Consider the following 20,992-nt stretch of genomic DNA (forward strand, 5'->3'; position numbering starts at 1 on the left):
AACTTACCTTCTGTGATAGTTCGGAGCTTCCACGGTCATCTGGATGTCGTGGGGGTGGCTCTCCTTGAGGCCCGCCGACGTGATCGGCATGAGCTCGCAGTCGGTGTGCATCTGCGCGATCGTGCGGCAGCCGGCGTACCACATCCCCTGGCGCAGGCCGCCGATGAGCTGGTGCGCGACGGCCGCGACCGGGCCACGGTAGGGCACCTGGCCCTCGATGCCCTCGGGGATGTACTTGTCGTCACCGCCGACGTCGGCCTGGGCGTAGCGGTCCTTGCTGAAGGACATGCCGCCGCGCTCGCGGTTGCGCACCGCGCCGAGCGACCCCATGCCCCGGTACGACTTGAACTGCTTGCCGTTGATGAAGATCAGCTCACCGGGCGACTCCTCGCAGCCGGCGAGCAGCGAGCCCAGCATGACCGTGTCGGCGCCGGCCGCGATGGCCTTGACGATGTCGCCGGAGTACTGCAGGCCGCCGTCGCCGATGACCGGCACGCCCGCCGGCCCGCACGCCCTGGAGGCCTCGTAGATGGCCGTGACCTGCGGCGCGCCGACCCCGGCCACCACCCGCGTGGTGCAGATCGAGCCGGGCCCGACGCCCACCTTGACCGCGTCCGCGCCCGCGTCGACCAGCATCTGCGCCCCGGCCCTGGTCGCGATGTTGCCCGCGATGACCTGGACCTTGCTGTTGGCCTTGATCTTGCCGACCATGTCGGCCAGGCCCTTGGAGTGACCGTGGGCCACGTCGACGACCACCACGTCGACACCGGCCTCGATCAGCGACTTGGCCCGCAGCTCGGCGTCGCCACCGACGCCGACGGCCGCCCCCACGATCAGCCGGCCGTCGGCGTCCTTGGTGGACAGCGGGTACTGCTCGCTCTTGGTGAAGTCCTTCACCGTGACCAGGCCGCGCAGCCTGCCGTCGGGGTCGACCAGCGGCAGCTTCTCGATCTTGTTCCGCCGGAGCAGGGCGAACGCCTCGTCACGCGAGACCCCGACCGGGGCGGTGACGAGCGGCATCTTGGTCATGACCTCGCGTACGGAGCGCGAATGGTCAGCCTCGAAGCGCATGTCGCGGTTGGTCACGATGCCGAGCAGCGTGCCGTCGACGTCCGTCACCGGGACGCCCGAGATCCGGTACGTCGCGCAGAGCTTCTCGACGTCGGCCAGCGTGTCGTCGGGGCTGCAGGTCACCGGGTTGGTGACCATGCCGGCCTCGGACCGCTTGACCAGGTCGACCTGCTGGGCCTGCTCCTCGACCGACAGGTTGCGGTGCAGGATGCCGATGCCGCCCTGGCGGGCCATGGCGACCGCCATGCGGGCCTCGGTGACGGTGTCCATGGCCGCGGAGACCAGCGGGATGGACAGGGTGATGCCTCGGGACAGCCGTGACCTCGTATCGGCCTCGCCTGGTTGCAGGTCTGAATATCCCGGCACCAGCAGCACGTCATCGAAGGTCAAACCCATCTCGGTGAACTTGGACATGCTGCGGCCCCCTCCTGCCGTGGCTCTGATTGAGCCCAAGTCTAGGCCCTGCCTCCAAACCACGCCGCAGCACCCACACCAGGCGCGCCCACGCCCTTCCACCCACCCCACCTCCACGGCCCGCACCCCACCACCCTGACTGCGCGCCACCGCCCTCTCACACCGCACCACCCTGGCGGCGCACCATCGGCTCCGGCCAACCGCCCACAATCGCGCGCCCCCTCAGCCGAGGGGCACCTGGGCCGAGACGACGGCCGGGAACAGCGATGCCGGGAGCACGATGACCCCCACGGCCCGTCGTACTCCCGGCATCGAAAAGTGCCGAGACACGGGGCGGTCGGTGATCCGTCCCGTGTCTCGGCCACCGGCATCCGGGCCAAGGCGACGCGTGGCGCCACCGAACCCCCCTCCGCGTCCTGATGGCCCGACGTCACTTCAGCCCTCGCAGGATGCCGACGCTAGGTAAAGCCTGCGTTACTCAACGGAACAACGCAATGTGAAAACGTGCAATTGCACGAAGTTGCACACCGCGCTCCGACCAGTCGCCGCAACGGGGGGACACGAGCGTAATGCGGGGTTATCCTCACGGCACGCCCGTGTCCCCCCAACGGAGCCGCCCATAATGCGCAACGAGCCCCGTACCATGCCTGATCCTTTCGAGACGTTGGGCCTCGACCCGGCGCAGAGCGCGGTGTACACGGCGGTCCTGCGCCTGCACCGGGCGACCCGGACCGATCTCGCACAGGCCATGGACGGTCCTATCGAGAAGGTCGGCCGCCAGCTCGACGACCTCGTCAAGCTGGGCGTGATCGACGAGCAGTCCGGGCAGTACCTGGCCAGGCACCCGGCCGCGGCCCTCGGCAGGGTGATCGCCGAGCGGCTCGACCGGCTGGCGGAGGAGAGCCGCAGGATCGACTCGGCGCTCGGCTCCATCCGGACGCTGATCCGCGACTACGACGCCGGCCGCGACTACCAGAGCGGCACCTTCACGGTGGAGATGGTCAACGGGGCCGACGTGTTGTACGAGAGCGTGGTCGGCATGGCCGTGCAATCTCCGCCGATGGAATTACTGACGGCGGTTCCCGACGAACGCACGATGATTGATTTTGCGCGCAAATTTGCGGAACTCTGGATTGACGCGCAAGAACGAAAACTTCTCACGGTTCACGCGATCATTCCGGTTTCGACCCTGGTTTTGCCCGGCGTACGCGACCAGCTCACCCGGGTGCTGGAGACGGGCGGCAAGGTACGCACGCTGGACCGGGTGCCGAGCTGGTTCATGACCGCTGGGCCCGAGGTCGCGGGCCTGCCCCCGTTCTGGGGCGGCAACCTGCCCGACCACGCGTACAACTTCTATCTCGTACGCACGCCGATCGTCGTGGGCATGCTCCGCACGCTGTTCAGGGAGCTGTGGACCAGGGCCGTGCCCCTGCCGTGGGGCCGCAGGGGCGACGGCATGGTCCAGGTTCTCCGCCTGGCCGCCCAGGGCATGTGCGACGACTCCATAGCCCGCCAGCTGGGGGTCTCGGTGCGCACGGTCCGGGCGCGGTTCGCGGACGCCATGTCCGAGCTGGGCGCTCAGTCGCGTTTCCACGCCGGCGTGGAGGCGGCCAGGCGCGGATGGCTGAGGTAATGTCCACCGCTCGGGCCGCTTCGGTCATATGGTGGGAAGGTGCTGGAAGACGTCCCCCGCGACCCGTTCGCGGACGACCCGAACGACCCTTCCTCGGCGATGGGCGCCCTCGACGACGCCGAACCCCTCTCCGCGGCCGAACGCGACGAGGCCATCACGGACCTCGCTGACGTCGAGGTCTTCCGCTCCCTGCTCGAACCGCAGGGAGTGCTGGGTCTCGTACTCGACTGCCCTGAATGCGGCGAGCAGCACTTCTTCGACTGGGAGCTGCTGCGCGGCAACCTACGACAAATGATCGAGAAAGGCCAGCCGCAGGTCCACGAGCCGGCCTTTCACCCGGACCCAGCCGACTACGTCAGCTGGGAGTACGCCAGAGGCTATGTCGACGGCGTCATCGACACGGAGGAGCGCCGCTGACCGACATCATCGAGCAGCACGGCCAGCAACCGCACGGCTGGATCGCCTGAGTCAGGGCTCTCTCCACGGCCGAGCGCGTCGAGCAGCGCGTCGGTCTCTTCCTCTGGCGTCAAGCCGACTCCAGCTCGGCCATCTGCCGCAACCTGGCCAGCGCCCGATGCTGGGCGACACGGACTGCACCCGGTGACATACCGAGTACATTACCGGTCTCCTCGGCCGACAACCCCGACACCACTCGCAACAGCAGCAGCTCGCGCTGGTTCTCGGGCAACCTGGCCAGGAGCCTGCGCGCGTGCTCGACCTCGATGTAGCGGACCACCGTCTCCTCGGGCCCGGGCCCGTCGTCCGGCCCATCGGGCAGATCCTGAGTCGGTACGGCCGAGCGCACCGAACTCCGCAGCGCGTCGGCCACTTTGTGCGAGGCGATCCCGAACACGAAGGAGGCGAACGGCCGCCCCATGTCTCGGTATCGCGGCAGCGCGGACAGGACCGCGATGCACACCTCCTGGGCTACGTCATCGGCAATGTGATATTGCCCTGAAACCCTGCCCAGCCGGGCGCGGCAATACCGCACCACCATCGGACGCAACTCACCGAGCAGGGATTCGATCGCACTGCGATCTCCCTGCACGGCGAGGCTCGTCAGTTCCCTAAGGTCGGAGTCATCCGTCCGTGCCGGAAGTCTCGACGCGAGCCTTACCCCAATTTTGGCGTCGGCGACGCTTCCCTCGCTCACGATAGGCATGATGCCCGCACTGATCCGGCCTGTCGTCATGGCGAACGGCTACGGATTGGTCACATTGAAGCGACGATAACGGGCAGTAATCAAATGACCACACTAAGGCTTATCTAGTGACATTATGTTTCATCCCATAACCTGAAATGCACGACAATTGTCAGACCCCGGACGTCTATCACCCCCTGCCGGTTTACTCCAATAATCCACCTTTTCCCCCACTTCCCCCCAAAGCGCCGAACCCGCGACCTCACCCAGGCCGCTCCTCGCCGATCGCGCGCACCTGATCGCAGAGCGCGAGCGGCCGTCGATGCCGGTGCCACCGGCCGGGTGCTCGCTTTCGTGCCGGGCGGTGCGAATGCGATCGGCCATGCGGATCGCCAGAAGATCGATATCGACCGGGGCGGGTCCGGGCTCGCCGCGCATCCGCGCCACCCCGGGCTGAAAGCAAGGGCCGTCTCCATGCCACCCACGCTTGCCGGTTCCTCGCCGAGAACCTAAGCCGGGCCGAGGACCGCCGAACCGCGCTCTTGATCGCCTATGTAGGTGAACATCTGTACCGCACAGATGATCCGAGAGCAGAAGATCGAGAAAACGGCCCGGATCCTTCAAGCAGTGAGACGATCATGGCCGCGAACGCGTAAATGGAGGCATTGATGCGCACATTACGAACGTTCACCGCAGCGATGGGGGCAGTCATGACCGTGGCCCTCACCGCGTCACCCGCGGCGGCCGCGCAGCCGCCCACGTACACCTTCCACAAGCAGACCCTGTGGAAGTCGATCCCCGCCAGTGGATCGCAGGGGGCCACCTGCTACCGGCTGCCGGCGGTCGTGAAGACCAGCAACAACGTGCTGCTCGCCTTCGCCGAGCGGCGCAACAAGAACAACTGCAGCGACCACGGCGCGTTCGACGTCGTCATGCGGCGCTCGACGGACAACGGCGTCACCTGGGACGGCAGCCGGGTCGTGCTGGCCAGCAAGACCGGAGCGGCCCTCCAGGGGAACGCGACCGTGGTCGCGGACTCCAGCGGGCCGGTGTTCCTGTTCACGACCTCGGAGCCGACCGCGTCCCAGACCACGCCGCGTACGCCGAAGGTCCAGGTCAGCACGGACGACGGCGGCACCTGGTCGGACCCGGAGGACCTGTCGGGCGTCATCAAGGCGCCCGCGGGCGCCGGGGACTGGTTCGCCACGGGGCCGGGGCACGGCATCCAGCTGACGCGGCCCGCCCACAACGGGCGGCTGGTGGTGCCCGTCTACTTCAGCGTGGGCGACACGCAGAGCGTACGGCTGATCTACAGCGACGACCACGGCGGGACCTGGCGGATCGGCGCGACCGCGACCTACGACAAGTCGGTGCTGAAGCTGGGCGAGCAGACCCTGGTCGAGCGGGCCGACGGCAGCATCCTCGTGATCGCCCGCAACGGCGCCGTGCCCGACGACCAGACCTCAGTCCACGGCCTGGCCCGGGGCGTGAGCACGGACGGGGGCCAGTCCTTCGACGGCGATTTCCGGGCCGACGGCGCGATCACGGCTCCGCCCACCCACCCGGCCCTGCTGCGCCAGCGCGACCAGGCCCCCTACACGCGGATCCTGCTGTCCGCGCCCGCCACCCCGAAGACCGACAACAACCCGGTGGGCATGAACGTACGCTCGTCGTTCGACGAAGGCGCGACCTGGCGGAACTACGACAACTCCACCAACAACGCCGGTGTCCGGATCGACGGCGACCACGCCGGATATTCCGACCTGGCGCTCCTCGGCAACGGCGCGATCGGCGTCCTGTACGAGGCCGGCGTGAACCGCTTCCGGGACGAGATCCGCTGGAACTGGTTCTGGGAGAGCGCCATCGGCCTGCGCTGAGCCAGCGCCATCGGCCTGCGCTGACCCCTCCCCGAGATGCCGAACGGCCCGCACCCGAGGAGGGTTGCGGGCCGTGGCGAGCGAAGAGACGGGTCAGTGGCCGTGGCCGTGACCGTGACCCCCGCCGGCAGCCGGGGCCTCCTCCTCGGGCTTGTCCACCACGAGCGCCTCGGTCGTGAGGAGCATGCCCGCGATCGACGCGGCGTTCTGGACGGCCGAACGCGTGACCTTGACCGGGTCGATGACGCCCTGAGCGATCAGGTCGCCGTATTCGCCGGTCGCGGCGTTGAGACCGTGGCCGGCCTCCAGCTCGGCGACCTTGTGCGTCACCACGTAGCCCTCGAGACCGGCGTTCTCGGCGATCCAGCGGGCCGGCTCGACCAGGGCGCGGCGCACGACGCCGACACCCGTGGCCTCGTCGCCCGTCAGGCCGAGGTCGTCGAGGCTCTTGGAGACGTGGATCAGCGCGGAGCCACCGCCGGAGACGATGCCCTCCTCGATCGCGGCGCGCGTCGCGGAGATCGCGTCCTCGAGGCGGTGCTTCTTCTCCTTCAGCTCCACCTCGGTGGCGGCGCCGACGCGCAGCACGCACACACCGCCGGCGAGCTTGGCCAGGCGCTCCTGCAGCTTCTCGCGGTCCCAGTCGGAGTCGGACTGCTCGATGGCGAGCCTGATCTCCTTGACGCGGTCCTCGATGGCCTGCGGGTCACCGGCGCCGTCGACGATGGTGGTGTTGTCCTTCGTGACGACGACGCGGCGGGCCGTGCCGAGCACCTCGAGACCGACGTGCTCCAGCTTGAGGCCGACCTCCTCGCTGACGACCTGGCCGCCGGTGAGGATGGCGATGTCCTGCAGCATGGCCTTGCGGCGGTCGCCGAAGCCCGGGGCCTTGACGGCCACGGAGGTGAAGGTGCCGCGGATCTTGTTGGTGACCAGGACGGCCAGGGCCTCACCCTCGACGTCCTCGGCGATCACGAGGAGCGCCTTCTTCGTCTGGGCGATCTTCTCCAGCAGCGGCAGGAAGTCCGCGATGGAGGCGATCTTGCCCTGGTTGATCAGGATGTAGGCGTCCTCGAGGACGGACTCCATCCGCTCGGGGTCGGTCACCATGTACTGCGACACGTAGCCCTTGTCGAACTGCATGCCCTCGGTGAACTCGAGCTCCATGCCCATGGCGTTGGACTCTTCGACGGTGAGGACACCGTCCTTGCCCACCTTGTCGAACGCCTCGGCGATCAGGTCGCCGATCTGCGCGTCCTGAGCGGAGATCGTGGCTACGTTGGCGATCTCCTTCTTGTCGGCGACCTCGCGGGCGCTGTCGAGCAGCTTGTCGCTGATCGCCTTGGCGGCCTTGTCGATGCCGCGCTTGAGCGACAGCGGCGAGGCGCCGGCGGCCACGTTGCGCAGACCCTCGCGGACCATGGCCTGGGCCAGGACGGTGGCGGTGGTGGTGCCGTCACCCGCGATGTCGTTGGTCTTGGTGGCAACTTCCTTGGCGAGCTGGGCGCCGAGGTTCTCGTAGCGCTCCTCCAGCTCGATCTCACGAGCGATGGTCACACCGTCGTTCGTGATCGTCGGCGCACCGAACTTCTTGTCGATGACGACGTTACGGCCGCGCGGGCCGAGGGTTACCTTGACGGCGTCGGCGAGAGCGTTCACACCGCGCTCGAGCGCGCGGCGGGCACCCTCGTCGAACTCCAGGATCTTCGCCATTGCTTGAAAGTCCTCTCCTAGCGTCGAAAGCCCCGGCCGCCCTCAAGAGCGCCCGGGGCTCGACACAACCGGCTTACTTCTCGATGATCGCGAGAACGTCGCGGGCGGAGAGCACGAGGTACTCCTCGCCGCCGTACTTGACCTCGGTGCCGCCGTACTTGCTGTAGAGGACGATGTCGCCCTCAGAGACGTCGAGCGGAATCCGCTTGTCGCCGTCCTCATCCCAGTTGCCCGGGCCCACCGCGAGGACCTTGCCCTCTTGCGGCTTCTCCTTGGCGGTGTCAGGGATGACCAGGCCGGAAGCGGTGGTCTGCTCGGCCTCAAGCGGCTGAACCACAATGCGGTCGCCGAGCGGCTTAACGGGAACCTTGGTGGCGGTCGTCACGATCGGACCTCCCCTTCAGATTTGAATGATCTAGAAGAGGCGACCAGCTGGGCCTGCCGTCGCGGGTGTCAGACCTGCCTCGTCGCACGTTGGCACTCTCAAGGGGAGAGTGCCAACAGGAAACATATGCAAGAGGGGCTTGACAGTCAACACGAACGCGTCTGCTGAGAGCGATCAGACCGAAGCTACCCCCCTCCAGATACGTTACGCCCACGGTCCGACCGGGTCGGACATGGCGCTAACGTCGGGTGATGTGGACCTTGACGCCTTCGACGAACTGCTGACCCCGCGCGGGCAGCGGGCGCTCGCGGAGGCCCGGGAGCTGGTGGGCACGGACCCCGTGGCCGCCGCCACAAGGCTGCGCAGGACGTACGACGCCGCCCTCACCTCCGCCGCCCTCACCCAGGCGGGGCTGCGGGAGCGCGGCAGGGCCAAGTTCGGCGAGGACGCCGAGCGGATGTACTTCACGCCGCACGGCCTGGAGCAGTCCACGCGGATGGAGGTCGCCGACCACCGCGCCCGCCGCCTGACCGGCGGAATGTGGACGAGCACCCCCGGGAGAGCACCCGCGCAAGGGCTCATGAGCACGGACGCACCCCCGCGAGGGCTCGGCGGCGCGAGGGCGGTCCGGCACGGGCTCAGGGTCGTGGACGCCTGTTGCGGCATCGGCGGCGACCTCCTCGCGCTGGCCCGCGCCGGCTGCACCGTGGACGCCGTGGACGCCGACCCGCTGACCGTCGCGGTGGCCAGGGCCAACGCCGACGCGTTCGGGCTGGGCGACAGGGTGACGGTGTCCCTGGGGGACGCGGCCGAGGTCCGGCCGGAGGAGTACGACGTGCTGTTCGCCGACCCGGCCAGGCGGACGGGCCGGGGCAGGACGTTCGACCCCATGGCCTACTCCCCTCCCTGGCCGGTGGTGCTCGACCTGGTCGCCAGGGCCTCCCGGGCGTGCGTGAAGGTCGCCCCGGGCATCCCGTACGAGTTCATCCCCGGCGACGCCGAGGCCGAGTGGGTCTCGTACAAGGGAGAGGTCAAGGAGGCGGTCCTCTGGACCGGCCAGGAGGGGGCGCCGCGCCGCGCCACCCTGCTGCCCGGCGGCCACACGCTGACCGCCGCGGGAGCCGAGGCCCCGGTCGGCCCGGCCGGCAGGTACGTCTACGAGCCGGACGGCGCGGCCATCCGGGCGCACCTCGTGGGCGAGGTGTCGGAAATCGTGAACGGACGCCTGCTCGACCCGATGATCGCCTACATCACCGGTGACGACCTGATCGACACCCCATGGGCGAGCAGATATGAAATCGAGGACGTTATCCCGTTCTCGGGGAAAAGGCTGCGCGCCGCGCTCCGCGAGCGACAAGTCGGAAATGTCACCATCAAGAAGCGTGGCTCCGCCGTGGACATCGAGCGCCTCCGCACAGATCTCCGGCTAAAGGGCGATAAATCAGCAACTATCATCCTTACCCGGATCCTCGACAAGCCATCGGTCATCATCTGCGACACCTCTCCACCTGCTTAAACCGGTCATTCAACCGTTAACCTCGATCTTTCAATTCGCCCCTGACGGACCTTGATCGAGAGGCTAAGGTGGGCGGTCGGGAGTTCTCCCCTAATGCGTTTTCCGCGTACCCGCTTGTTCATCTGAAAATCGGCCCTATCCCACCGCTGCGCGGCAGACCGTCGGCGAGCCAAAGGAGCTTTCGGTGGATCATTCCAACCACACCACCCTTCTCCAGGCAGGAGGCCAGTCCGGCATCTCCGAGAGGATGCGGGACCTGCTGGCGCGCGCCTCGCAGGATCATGTGTACGAGCAGCGCACGCAAGGGGCGGTGCTGGACGAGATCCGCCAGCGGCTTGAGGGCATGGAGTGGCTGCTGCGCGAGGTGCGCGAGCGCGAGCTCGGCGGCCTCAGCGGCACGCTGCAGGCGGTCAGCGGGCGGCTCGACGACATCACCGCCAAGCCGCCGATGTGGGCGGAGGGGCTGGCTCAGCACGTGGAGGCGGTACGCGACCACGTGGACGCCGTCGGGGAGCGGGTGGGAGACATCGACGCCCGCGTCGCCCCCGTGGCCGGCCTGCCCGACCTGCGGGCCGACCTGGGCACGATGGGCGAGGGCGTGGACGAGGCGCTCACCCGCCTGCAGACGGTGCTCGACACCACGAGCGGCCTCACCAAAGGCATGTCCGACTTCACCGCCAAGCTGGCCACGCTCAACACCAGCATGGAGGCCGCCGCGAGCCGCTTCACCAGGCTCGACAAGTCGATGGCCGACCTGAACACCCGTACCGACCGGGTCGAGATCGCGGTCGGCGACCTGTCGGACCACCTCACCACCCGGCTGGACGAGCAGGACCAGCAGCTCACCGTCCGGATGGACGAGACGGACCGGCGGCTGGCCGGCCGCCTCGACGAGGCCGACCAGCACCTCACCACCCGCCTGGACGCCACCGACCAGCGGCTCACGGCCCGGTTCGACGCCACCGACCAACAGCTGACGGCCCGCCTGGACGCCACCGACCAGCGGCTCACGGTCCGGCTCGACGAGACCGACGATCGGCTCTCCAGCCGGCTCGACGAAACCGACCAGCGGCTCTCCAGCCGGCTCGACCAGACCGGCCAGCGGCTCTCCGACCGCCTCGACCAGACCGGTCAGCGGCTGACCGCCCGGATGGACGAGACCGACCAGCGCCTGGCCACCAGCCTCGTCGAGGCGGACGAGCGGCTGGCCAGCCGCCTCAAGGAGTCCGACGAGCAGCTCGGCAGCCGCCTGTCCGACGTCGAGCTGCGGCTCACCGCCCGGCTCGACGAGGCCGACCAGCACCTCGCCGTCCAGCTCGGCGAGAGCGAGCAGCGCCTGAGCGCCCGGCTCAGCGGCGTGGACGCCCGGCTCGACCGGGTGGAGGGCAGGCTCACGGGCCTCGACTCCAGGCTCACCGGCTTCGACAGCCGCCTGGAGTCCGCCGACGAGTGCCTGGCCGACATCGACACCAGGCTCGACGGCCTCGACGGCAGGATGGCCGGCGTCGACAAGCGGCTCCTGTCCGTGGACAACCAGCTCGGCGGCGTGGACAAGCGCCTGGGCACCGTGGACGGCCACCTCGGCCGCCACGACGACAGGTTCGACGCGCTCGACGTACGCATCGACGCCCGCTTCGGCGCCCTCGACGAGCACATGGGCACCTCCGACCAGCGCCTCGGCGAGCTGTCCACGCGCAACGAGGGCCGCTTCAACAAGCTCGACACCCAGATCGACTCCATCGACGAGCGCCTGGTCGAGGCCGAGGAGCACCTGGGCAGCCGCTTCGACGGCCTCGACACCCGCTTCAACGGCCTCGACACCCACCTCAACGGCCTGGCCACCCGCGCCGAGCAGACCAGCGCCCACCTGGAGTCCGTCGACGACCGCATCGAGACCGTCAGCGAGCGCGTGGGCCGGCTCCCCGAGGCCCTGGCGGGCCAGAGCGAGCTGCTCCAGGCGCACGCCGGAGAGCAGGCCGAGCGCCTGACCGCCGCCGCGAGCGCGCTCACCGAGCTGGTCACGTCGCGTCCCGACCACGACCAGCTCACGCAGACGGTCACCGGCATCGTCCAGCCCGCGACCGACGACCTCACCAAGCGGCTGGGCGCCCTGGAGGAGACCATGCTGGCGCTGGCCGAGGCCCTGCTGCGCCCCACCAGGGCCAAGGACTGACCGTCTGACCCATCCCGAGGGCGACTTTCAGCCGTGCCCTTCGGCACATGGCCCCGGCGGCCGTGCCGCCGAAGGGCACGGCTCGCCACATTTCGGCCAGGGCCCTCACGAACCGGAGTCCCTCACCGCGCCCGAGGTCGCCCGGGGAGCGCCGGGACGCGGCGAGCGCCACCTGGAGTCGTGGACACGGCCTCAGGGCCTTCACGGCCTCCTGAGCGCGCGCCACCGAAGGCACGCCCACCGAGCGCCACGGCGCCTTCGGCGGGAAAGGCAGCGCGACGACCGCGGAGGCACGCCCAGACGGCGGCGCTCACACGTGAACGGTCGTGATCGGCAGCGAGGAGTCGGCCGGGATCTCCAGCGTCGACGGCATGATCCCGGCCGCGACCAGGTCGGAGCCCAGGGCGGCGACCATCGCGCCGTTGTCGGTGCACAGCCCGGGCCGGGGCACGCGCAGCCGTACGCCGGCCGCGTCGCACCGCTCCTGGGCCAGCGCGCGCAGCCGCGAGTTGGCCGCCACGCCACCGCCGATCAGCAGGTCGTGCACGTCGTACTTCCGGCACGCCTGCAGCGCCTTGCGGGTCAGCACGTCGACCACGGCCTCCTGGAACGAGGCGGCCACGTCGGGCACGTGGATCGACTGCCCGGACGCCTCGCGGGCCTCGACCCAGCGCGCCACGGCCGTCTTGAGCCCGGAGAAGGAGAAGTCGAGCGTCCCGTCGTCGATCTTGCCGCGCGGGAACGCGATCGCCGCGCCCGCGCCGTCGCGCGCCGCCCGGTCGATGTGCGGGCCGCCGGGGAACGGCAGCCCGAGCACCCGCGCGACCTTGTCGAACGCCTCGCCGGCCGCGTCGTCGACCGTCGAGCCGAGCGAGATCACGTCCGCGGCCACGTCGGGCACGAGCAGCAGCGACGAGTGGCCGCCCGACACGAGCAGGGCGATGCACGGCTTGGGCAGCGGCCCGTGTTCGAGCTGGTCGACGGCCACGTGGGCGGCCAGGTGGTTGACGCCGTAGAGGGGGACGCCGAGGCCCAGCGCGTAGGACTTGGCGGCGGCCACGCCCACCAGCAGCGCCCCCGCCAGCCCCGGGCCCGCGGTGACGGCGATGGCGTCGATGTCGGAGAACTTCAGGCCGGCCTCGGCCAGCGCGGCCTCCACGGTCGGCGTCATGGCCTCCAGGTGGGCGCGCGAGGCCACCTCGGGCACCACTCCGCCGTAGCGGGCGTGCTCGTCCATGCTGGAGGCGATCGTGTTGGCCAGCAGGGTGTGGCCCCTGACGATGCCGATGCCGGTCTCGTCGCAGGAGGTCTCGATGCCCAGGACCAGTGGTTCGTCAGTCATCAAGATTCCTTCTCATCATGAGCGCGTCGGTGCCGTCGTCGTAGTAGCGGCGGCGGGTGCCGATCTCCTCGAACCCGTAATGCCGGTAGACGGCCTGCGCGCGCGGGTTGTCGGCGCGTACTTCCAGGAAGATCTCCCTTGCGCGCCTGCGGCCCGCCTCGGCCAGCAGCGCGGTCAGCAGGGCGCCGCCGATGCCTGTGCCCTGGTGCTTCTCCAGCACCGCGATGGTCTGCACGTCGGCCTGGTCGGCCGCGGAGGCGAGCCCGGCGTAGCCGATGATCTCGTCGTCCACGACGACCACCACGTAGTGGCGCGAGCGTGGCATGTCGGCCAGCTCGCCGCGCATCATGCCTTCACTCCACGCGTCGAGCGGGAACGTGGCCCGCTCGATCGCCATGACCGCCGGCAGGTCGGCCTCGGTCATCGGCCTGAGTATCACGCCGTCACCCGCTTGGGCGCTCCCGGCACGACGGCGTCGGGCCTGCGCAGGTAGATCGGGCGGGGCGGGTCGAGCGGCGTGCCCTGGGCGAGCCGCTCGGCCGCGAGGGCGGCCAGGGCCCCGGCGTAGGGATAGGGGGGCGCGTCGCTCTCGCCGAGGAGCTCGGGGTAGAGCCCGGCGCCGGCGCCCACGACCGGCAGGCCCGCGACGGGCACGTCGGCGGGCCGGTCGACGAAGGGCCCGTCGACCCTGGTGCGCATGTCGGCGTAGCGCGCCCAGAACACCTCTTTGCGCCGCGCGTCGGTGGCCGCCAGGAACGCCTCGGCGAGCCCGCTGCCGTAGGCGACGGCGTCGAGCGTGCAGATGCCGTACGCGGGGACGCCCAGCGTGGTGGCGAGCCCCTGCGCGGTCATCAGCCCGACCCGCAGCCCGGTGTAGGGGCCGGGGCCGCTGCCCGCCACGACGGCGGTCACGTCGCGCAGCGCCGCGCCCGCCTCTTCCAGCACGCGTTCGATGGTGGGGACGAGCAACTCGCCGTGACGCCGGGCGTCGATCGTCGTGTGCTCGGCGAGCACCCGTCCACCGTCATGAAGCGCGGCGGTGACGGCGGGTGTCGCGGTATCAAAGGCCAGGACCAGCACGGCTGTCTAGCCTACCCGCCGTACGGCCCGCCGCCTCCAAAAGTCAAGACCAGCCCGTACGACGCTTGAGCCAGTCGAGCGCGACCACCCCCTGCGCCCGCTGGAACGCCCTGACCGTGGGCAGTCCCGGCGGGTCCGGCAGGCGGCCGTGACGGACGAAGTAGCCGGTGAGCCCGGCGACCACCGCGGTCACCGCGGGATCGGGATCGGTGAACAGCTCGTGCGGCATCGGCCCGCCCTGCATGCCGATCGACGGCAGCATGCAGACCAGATCGAACCAGGGCGCGCCCACGCAGGCCCACGGCCAGTCCACGACGTAGACGCGGTCGCCGCTGAGCAGGACGTTGTCGGCCCGCAGGTCCCTGTGGAGCAGGGTGTCGCCCGCCGCCGCCGCGGCCCAGCCGGACTCGAGTTCGGCCAGCTCGCCGAGGTGGCGCAGCGCCCACGGGTCGAGCCCGTCGGTGTCCTCCTCCAGCAGGTCGCGCCAGCCGCGGAACGAGGAGTCGAGGGCCTCAGCTATGGGCGGCGCGGCGATCGGGGCCGGGGTGAGCGCGGCCGACATCCGCCTGACGGCGTCGAGCACCCGGTCGAGCTGGTCCTGCCGCCACGGCAGCTCGGGATGCTCGCCCTCGATGTCCTCGAAGACCAGCGCGACCCAGCCCTCCAGCTCGAAGCCGGTCAACATCCTGGGCGCGGGCACGGACTCCGGCAGCGCGGCGGCGATCTCCAGCTCGGCGCGGTAGATGCGGACGCTGTCGGCGTTCGGCTCGGGGCCGACGGCCTTGACGAAGGCGCGCCTGCCGTTCGCCGCGCGCAGCCGGACTGCGGCCGCCGGCGAGAAGCCGCCCGGCTGGGTGACCGCCTCGGTCACGCGCGCCCCGAGGAAGTCCTCGATCGCCGCGCGCACCTGGGGGTGCACGCTCTCCCAGGGCACGCGCACACCGGTCGCGGGCGGGTTGGTGTCTACGCTCACGCCCCCATCGTCCCGGAAGCCGGGTGGGGGCCCGCAAACCGTTTTCAGGCGCGGGAGGCGTACACGATGATGTTGTCCAGGTATTCGCCCTTGGCGTAGTCGAACTTGCCGCCGCAGGTGACCAGCTTCAGGCCGTCCTCCAGGTACACGCGCCTGGTGGGGAAGCTGTCCTTGTGCACCTGCTCGATCGCGTCGACCTTGAAGCTCACGACCTTGCCGTCGCTGCGCTCGACCTTGACGGTCTCGCCCTTGCGTAACTGCCTGAGCTTGTAGAACACGGCGGGGGCCGTCTTGGTGTCGACGTGGCCGATGATCACCGAGGCGCCCTTCTCGCCGGGCACGGCGCTGCCGGAGTACCAGCCGGCGAGCTTCGGCTTCTCGTACGGGGGCAGCTCGACCTCGCCGTCCTTGGACAGGCCGAGCTTCATGAGCGGTGCGTCGACGTCGATCGAGGGGATGTCGATGCTTTCTGGCACGATCGACGCGGTGGGCGTGGTGCCGGTCTGCATGCCCTTGCCGAACGCGACCAGCAGCAGACCCGTGGCGGCGCCGGCGAGCACCACCCGTCCAGGACGGGCCATCGCTAGGCCTTGCGGCGCTTGACCGCGTAGCCGACGCCCGCGGCCACGGCGAGGCCGACCAGCAGACCCGCGGGGCCGATCGGGAGCGAGGAGTCGTCGCTCTCGTCCATCCCGTACGTGCCGCCGCCGCCCGCCTTGGGCGCCTTGCTCGGCACGGTGGACGGCACGGCCTCGGCCGAGGCGACCCTGAGCGTGGCCCGGCCCATGTCGTTGGTGCCGTCGCACTTGACGTCGACCCGGTAGGAGCCGCGCCGGACCGTTCCCGAGACCTGCGCCTCACCGCGCACCCAGGGCGAGCCGTTGGCGGACGTGGCGGTCGCAGTGGGGGTCGCCGAGGCCCCGGTGACCGGGTTGAGCACGACGCCGTTGACGAACGCCCGCGAGGTGCCGGTGCCGGTGTGGGCCGGGCCGCCGGTCGGCACGGGGCAGTTGGCCAGGATCCACACCTTGGAGGTCTCGCCCGCGGTGACGCGGTCGGGGTTGAGCTGGACCGAGATGGTCTGCCTGGTGGTCGTGGGCCGCGGGCTGCCCGTGGCGGTCGGGGCGGCCGTGCCGCTGGCTGTGGGGGTCGGCGTGCCTGTTGGATTTGTGTCGGCGGAGGCCGTGCAGCCGGTCAGACCGACCATGACGATGGCTCCCGCGTACGCGACTCGCCTGACCCTGAGCACCGGCCGCACCCCACTCCGCCGTCGTACAATCCAGCATCCATCGGAAATATGGATGTTGCCCCTCCTGATACCCAGAAAATCTGGGCCAATCCCTGACCAACGATCATGATTTATGTCTTTGGCCGGGTACGTCAAGGGTGCCAGTATTGCCGAAAATTGACTGCGGTTTTAGCCTTCTACCGGCTCAGACGGCGTGTCGGCCCATCGCGGACCCACGCCGCGCAGGGTGACAATGCGGGCCTCCTCGCCCGCCTCGCGGTCGATGTGGATCTCCAGCCGGTCGTCGGCCAGCCCCTCGACCAGCCCCTCGCCCCACTCCACGACGGTGACGGAGTCTTCCAGCGAGGCGTCGAGGTCGAGGTCGTCCACCTCCAGGTCGCCGCCCAGCCGGTAGGCGTCCACGTGCACGAGCGGCGGCCCCTGGCGCAGCGAAGGGTGCACCCGGGCGATCACGAACGTGGGCGAGGTGATCGGGCCCCGCACTTTGAGCCCTTCGGCGATGCCCTGCACGAGCGTGGTCTTGCCGGCGCCGAGCGCGCCCGACAGGACGAGCAGGTCTCCGGCGCGCAGTCGCCCGGCCAGGCGGGCGCCGTACGCGCGCATGTCCTCGGCGGTCGCCAGCCTCACTGCATCTCCACCCTCTTGATCAGGTCGCGCAGCGCGTCGTTGACGACGCCCGGCCGCTCCAGCTGGATGAGGTGGGACGTGTCGGGCACCTCGGTGAGCTGCGCCTTGGGCAGCGCGGCGGCGATGGCCTTGCTGTGGTCGGGCGGGGTGAGCCAGTCGCGCTCGCCCACCATGATCGCGGTGGGCACCGGGGCGAGGACGTCGAGCGCGGAGAGCTTGTCGTGGTTCATCAGCGCCGGGTAGAAGTCGGCGAACACCTCGGTCGGCGTCGCCCTGATCATCGACTCGGCGAAGTCGACCACGGTCGGGCTGACGTTCTTGGAGTCGCCGAAGCCCATGTAGCGGGTCATGAGGAACGCGATGTCGCTGCCCGCGCTGCGGGTGCGGTCGACCAGTGCGCCGCCCTTGCCCAGGATCGAGATCGTGGACGGGGCGATCTTGTGCACGGCCTTGGACAGCATCGCGGGCAGGCCCAGCGTGAGCTCGGCCAGCTTGCCCGCCGAGGTGGCAATGAGCGCCACGCCGCGGATCTTGTCCTCGAACAGCTCGGGGTGGCTGTCGGCCAGCGCCATGATGGTCATGCCGCCCATGGAGTGGCCGACCAGCACGCACGGGCCCGGCACGTACTGCTCGATCACTTCGGCCAGGTCGGCGCCCAGCCGGTCGATCGTGCTGCCGTCGGCGCCCGCGCGCTGCGAGCGCCCGTGGGAACGCTGGTCCCACAGCACCATGCGGTAGTTTTCGCGCAGGTCCTTGCGCTGGTAGTGCCAGGACTCCAGGTTGAGGCAGTAGCCGTGGCAGAAGACGACGGTCAATTCGGCGTCGTCCGGCCCGTCGATCTCGATGTGCAGCGCCTTGCCGTCGGAGGTGACGAGCGTGCGCTCCCTGCCCCGCAGCTCGCCGAACGGCTCGCTGGCCTCGGCGTCGGGGCGCAGCCTGATCCGGCCGACCGCGTACCGCTTGGCCAGAGCCGCCGCCGCGACGCCGGCGGAAGCCGCACCGACGAGCGCGCCGGCGATGCCTACCCTGCGCCGTGTTGTCGTCGTCATCTCCCCGATCCTTCTCCGCTCATGCCCGCCGCGAAGTGCCCGTCGTCACTCCGAGCGCCTGTGCTCGTAGACCCGCGGCACGCGCGACCCGATCCTGGTCACGATCTCATGCGTGATCGTGCCGAGATTATCCGCCCACTCCTGAGCGGTCGGCTCGCCCCCGTCACCGGGCCCGAACAGCACGACCTCGTCGCCCGCCGACAGGGCGTCGTCGCCCATGTCGATCATGAACTGGTCCATGCACACCCGGCCCGCGATCGGCCTGCGCCGCCCGCCGGCCAGGACCTCGGCACGCCCCGTCGCGTGCCTGAGAATCCCGTCGGCGTAGCCGAGCGGCACGAGGCCGAGCGTGGTCTCGCGGTCGGTGACGTACAGGTGAGCGTATGACACGCCCGAGCCCTCCGGAACCCGCTTGACCAGGCCGGCCTGCGCCACCAGCGTCATCGCCGGCCTGAGCCCGAAGTCGCCCAGCTCGGGGATGGGGCTCAGGCCGTACATCGCGATGCCGGGCCTGACCAGGTCGTAGTGGGTCTCGGGCAGCGTCACGGTGGCCGCGGAGTTGGCGAGGTGCCTGATCACGCCGGAGCCCGCCGCGCCGGCCCGCTCGGCCAGCTTGAGCGCCGTGCGGTACGCCTCCTGCTGCTGCTCGATCGACGGGTGGCCGGGGATGTCGGCGCAGGCGAAGTGGGACCAGAGCCCGACGATCTCGACGACGCCCTCTGCCCGCAGCTTCAGCGCCCCGTCGAGGAGCCCCGGCCAGGCGGCCAGCGGCGAGCCGCCCCTGCTCATGCCGGTGTCGGCCTCCAGGTGCAGCTTGACCGTGCGCCCCGTGCGACGGGCGGCGGCCTCGATCTCGCCGAGCCGCCCCTCGTCGGAGGCCGACAGCTCGATGTCCTCGGCGATGGCCTCGTCCAGCGGCTCGCCCGGGGTGACGAGCCATGCCAGGACCGGCGCGGTCACGCCGGCCGCCCGCAGCTCCAGCGCCTCCCGGACGAACGCGGTGCCCAGCCGGCTCGCCCCTCCCTCCAGCACGGCCTCGGACGCCGGCACCAGACCGTGCCCGTACGCGTCGGCCTTGACGGCGCCCATCAGCTCCGCGCCGCCGGCCCGCTCCTTGAGCAGGGCCACGTTGTGCCTGATCGCGGCCAGGTCGACCCGCGCCTGCGCGGGCGTGGCCATCGAGGAGTACATCCTTCTAGTGTGGCAGCTCACGCGGGTGGTCGAGCGCGATTTCCGCCCCAGGCCACCCCCTACGAGGCACGGTCACAGCCCGGGGCGGCCCCCTACGAGGCGCGGCCCTCGCCGGTCACCGCGCGGATGGCCGCCGGCACCGCAGTGGCCACGTCGGCCGCGGTCAGCGGCGCGCCGTCGGCAGCGCGCCGCCCGGCCAGCCCGTGCAGGAACGCTCCGCAGGACGCCGCGTCGTAGCAGCTCAGCCCCTGGGCGAGCAGCGCCCCGGCCACCCCCGCCAGCACGTCCCCCGTCCCCCCTGTGGCCAGCCAGGAGGTGCCGGTGACGTTCGCCCGGACCGGTCGCGACTCCTCGGCCACCACCGTGGTGGACCCCTTGAGCAGCACGGTCACGCCCAGCTCGGCCGAGGCCCGGCGGGCGTGCTCCAGCCGGGCGGCCTCGATGGCGTCCCGGTCGGCGCGGATGAGCCGCGCCAGCTCCCCGGCGTGCGGCGTGATCAGGACGGGCGCCGGCCGCCGCAGCAGCCCGCGGTCGCGGGCCACCAGCGTCAGCGCGTCGGCGTCGACCAGCACGGGCACGTTGGAGGCCAGCACCTGGGCGGCCACCTGGTGCGCCCACTCCCCGGTGCCCAGCCCCGGCCCGAGCACCCACGCCTGCACCCGGCCCACGTCGTCGATGGAGGGCCGGTCCAGCTCGGTGACCACGGCCTCCGGCCAGTGCGCGCGCACCTGCGCGACCGGCGCGGCGGGGCCCGCGTACCGCACCATGCCGGCCCCCGCCCGCAGCGCGCCGCCCACGGCCAGCACGGCGGCGCCGGTGAACAGGTCGCTCCCCGCGGCCACGCCCAGCACGCCCCTGCGGTACTTGTCGGACTCGTTGCCGGGCCGCGGCAGCAGGACGTCGACGTCGCCGCCGGTCAGCGCCGCGACGTCTGGGTCGGGCAGGTAGGGCCCGAGCCCGATGTCCACCAGCTCGACCGCACCCGCGTGCTCGGCGCCGGGATCGACGAGCAGCCCCGTCTTGTACGCCCCCATGGTCACGGTCACCCGGGCCCGCACCGCCGGGCCCTCCACCCGGCCGCTGCTCGCGTCCACGCCGCTCGGGACGTCCACCGCGACGATCGGCGCCGGGGCCGCGTTCGCCTCCTCGACGAGCTCGCGGTACGGGTCCCGCAGCGCCCCTGAGGCCCCGATCCCGACGAGCCCGTCGATGATCAGGTCCGCGCGCCCCAGGGAGCCCCGGTCGACGACCCGCCCGCCGGCCTGCCTGAACGCGGCCAGCCCCGCCTCGTGCGTCTTGGACCCGGCCAGGACGGCGCCTGCCCACGCCCCGCGCCTGGCCAGCCGCTCGCCCGCGTAGAGCGCGTCACCGCCGTTGTCCCCGCTGCCGATGAGGAGCACGACGCGTTTGCCGTACACCCTGCCGAGGAGGTCGGCGCAGACGGCGGCGAGCCCGGTCGCGGCCCGCTGCATGAGCGTGCCCTCGGGCAGCCGCGCCATCAGCTCGTGCTCGGCACCCCGGATCTGGTCGGCGGTGTAGGCAGTCTTCATGATCCGAA

Annotated in this window: 19 protein-coding genes; 5 read left to right on the forward strand and 14 right to left on the reverse strand. The window is 70.7% G+C overall.

Translation table 11 applies throughout. The annotated features are described in order from the left end of the window. Window positions 1-3: 3 nt before the first annotated feature. The gene (gene guaB, locus ABZS69_RS30290; RefSeq protein WP_355378541.1) at window positions 4-1,485 is read right to left on the reverse strand and encodes an IMP dehydrogenase; all 1,482 of its coding nucleotides are present in this window, start codon (window positions 1,483-1,485) and stop codon (window positions 4-6) included. A gap of 643 nt (window positions 1,486-2,128) precedes the next feature. On the opposite strand from guaB, the gene ABZS69_RS30295 reads away from it, so the two are divergent. Together ABZS69_RS30295 and ABZS69_RS30300 are read left to right on the forward strand one after the other, a co-directional pair. Continuing rightward, entirely contained in the window at window positions 2,129-3,118 is a 990-nt protein-coding gene (locus ABZS69_RS30295; protein WP_355378542.1) for a LuxR C-terminal-related transcriptional regulator, read from the forward strand. Between the two features lie 39 nt (window positions 3,119-3,157). Then, window positions 3,158-3,535: a DUF5319 domain-containing protein gene (locus ABZS69_RS30300; RefSeq protein WP_192789930.1), complete on the forward strand. Its 378-nt coding sequence runs from the start codon at window positions 3,158-3,160 to the stop codon at window positions 3,533-3,535. A gap of 109 nt (window positions 3,536-3,644) precedes the next feature. On the opposite strand, the gene ABZS69_RS30305 is transcribed toward ABZS69_RS30300, so the two are convergent. After that, window positions 3,645-4,280, reverse strand: coding sequence for a sigma-70 family RNA polymerase sigma factor (locus ABZS69_RS30305; RefSeq protein ID WP_132334441.1), 636 nt, complete (start codon window positions 4,278-4,280; stop codon window positions 3,645-3,647). A 647-nt stretch (window positions 4,281-4,927) separates the two neighbouring features. Between ABZS69_RS30305 and ABZS69_RS30310 the strand changes: the two genes are divergently transcribed. Continuing rightward, a complete protein-coding gene (locus tag ABZS69_RS30310) occupies window positions 4,928-6,136 on the forward strand; it encodes a sialidase family protein (RefSeq protein ID WP_355378544.1) in 1,209 nt (402 codons plus the stop codon). A gap of 93 nt (window positions 6,137-6,229) precedes the next feature. On the opposite strand, the gene groL is transcribed toward ABZS69_RS30310, so the two are convergent. Both groL and groES read right to left on the reverse strand, forming a co-directional pair. Beyond that, window positions 6,230-7,849, reverse strand: coding sequence for a chaperonin GroEL (gene groL, locus ABZS69_RS30315; RefSeq protein WP_355378545.1), 1,620 nt, complete (start codon window positions 7,847-7,849; stop codon window positions 6,230-6,232). 73 nt (window positions 7,850-7,922) lie between these two features. After that, complete coding sequence (gene groES / locus ABZS69_RS30320) at window positions 7,923-8,237, reverse strand: co-chaperone GroES (protein WP_197093639.1); 315 nt, start codon at window positions 8,235-8,237, stop codon at window positions 7,923-7,925. A gap of 250 nt (window positions 8,238-8,487) precedes the next feature. On the opposite strand from groES, the gene ABZS69_RS30325 reads away from it, so the two are divergent. Together ABZS69_RS30325 and ABZS69_RS30330 are read left to right on the forward strand one after the other, a co-directional pair. Beyond that, window positions 8,488-9,750 carry a class I SAM-dependent methyltransferase gene (locus tag ABZS69_RS30325; protein ID WP_355378547.1) on the forward strand — a complete coding sequence of 421 codons (1,263 nt, stop codon included), beginning with the start codon at window positions 8,488-8,490 and terminating at the stop codon, window positions 9,748-9,750. A gap of 184 nt (window positions 9,751-9,934) precedes the next feature. Continuing rightward, complete coding sequence (locus ABZS69_RS30330) at window positions 9,935-11,923, forward strand: hypothetical protein (RefSeq protein WP_355378548.1); 1,989 nt, start codon at window positions 9,935-9,937, stop codon at window positions 11,921-11,923. 310 nt (window positions 11,924-12,233) lie between these two features. Here the strand turns inward: ABZS69_RS30330 and tsaD are convergent, their stop codons facing one another. The 10 genes from tsaD to ABZS69_RS30380 all read right to left on the reverse strand — a co-directional run bounded on the left by tsaD (window position 12,234) and on the right by ABZS69_RS30380 (window position 20,984). Next, window positions 12,234-13,265 carry a tRNA (adenosine(37)-N6)-threonylcarbamoyltransferase complex transferase subunit TsaD gene (gene tsaD, locus ABZS69_RS30335; protein ID WP_355378550.1) on the reverse strand — a complete coding sequence of 344 codons (1,032 nt, stop codon included), beginning with the start codon at window positions 13,263-13,265 and terminating at the stop codon, window positions 12,234-12,236. Next, complete coding sequence (gene rimI / locus ABZS69_RS30340) at window positions 13,258-13,689, reverse strand: ribosomal protein S18-alanine N-acetyltransferase (protein ID WP_355378552.1); 432 nt, start codon at window positions 13,687-13,689, stop codon at window positions 13,258-13,260. The genes tsaD and rimI overlap by 8 nt, the downstream gene beginning before the upstream one ends. An 11-nt stretch (window positions 13,690-13,700) precedes the next feature. After that, the gene (gene tsaB, locus ABZS69_RS30345; RefSeq protein ID WP_355378554.1) at window positions 13,701-14,345 is read right to left on the reverse strand and encodes a tRNA (adenosine(37)-N6)-threonylcarbamoyltransferase complex dimerization subunit type 1 TsaB; all 645 of its coding nucleotides are present in this window, start codon (window positions 14,343-14,345) and stop codon (window positions 13,701-13,703) included. A 43-nt stretch (window positions 14,346-14,388) separates the two neighbouring features. After that, a complete protein-coding gene (locus tag ABZS69_RS30350; protein ID WP_355378556.1) occupies window positions 14,389-15,318 on the reverse strand; it encodes an aminoglycoside phosphotransferase family protein in 930 nt (309 codons plus the stop codon). Between the two features lie 44 nt (window positions 15,319-15,362). Further along, on the reverse strand, window positions 15,363-15,899 hold the full coding sequence (locus tag ABZS69_RS30355) for a class F sortase (protein ID WP_355378558.1): 537 nt from the start codon (window positions 15,897-15,899) through the stop codon (window positions 15,363-15,365). Between the two features lie 2 nt (window positions 15,900-15,901). Next, window positions 15,902-16,567 (reverse strand): hypothetical protein, encoded by a 666-nt coding sequence (locus ABZS69_RS30360; RefSeq protein ID WP_355378559.1) that lies wholly within the window; start codon window positions 16,565-16,567, stop codon window positions 15,902-15,904. A gap of 168 nt (window positions 16,568-16,735) precedes the next feature. Then, a complete protein-coding gene (gene tsaE / locus ABZS69_RS30365) occupies window positions 16,736-17,194 on the reverse strand; it encodes a tRNA (adenosine(37)-N6)-threonylcarbamoyltransferase complex ATPase subunit type 1 TsaE (RefSeq protein WP_355378561.1) in 459 nt (152 codons plus the stop codon). Then, a complete protein-coding gene (locus tag ABZS69_RS30370) occupies window positions 17,191-18,243 on the reverse strand; it encodes an alpha/beta hydrolase (RefSeq protein ID WP_355378562.1) in 1,053 nt (350 codons plus the stop codon). The genes tsaE and ABZS69_RS30370 overlap by 4 nt, the downstream gene beginning before the upstream one ends. Window positions 18,244-18,288: 45 nt before the next feature. Further along, entirely contained in the window at window positions 18,289-19,422 is a 1,134-nt protein-coding gene (alr, locus tag ABZS69_RS30375; RefSeq protein ID WP_355378627.1) for an alanine racemase, read from the reverse strand. A gap of 104 nt (window positions 19,423-19,526) precedes the next feature. Beyond that, a complete protein-coding gene (locus tag ABZS69_RS30380; RefSeq protein WP_355378564.1) occupies window positions 19,527-20,984 on the reverse strand; it encodes an NAD(P)H-hydrate dehydratase in 1,458 nt (485 codons plus the stop codon). Window positions 20,985-20,992: the final 8 nt, after the last annotated feature.

The sequence above is a fragment of the Nonomuraea sp. NPDC005650 genome (assembly GCF_040605375.1).
GTDB lineage: Bacteria > Actinomycetota > Actinomycetes > Streptosporangiales > Streptosporangiaceae > Nonomuraea.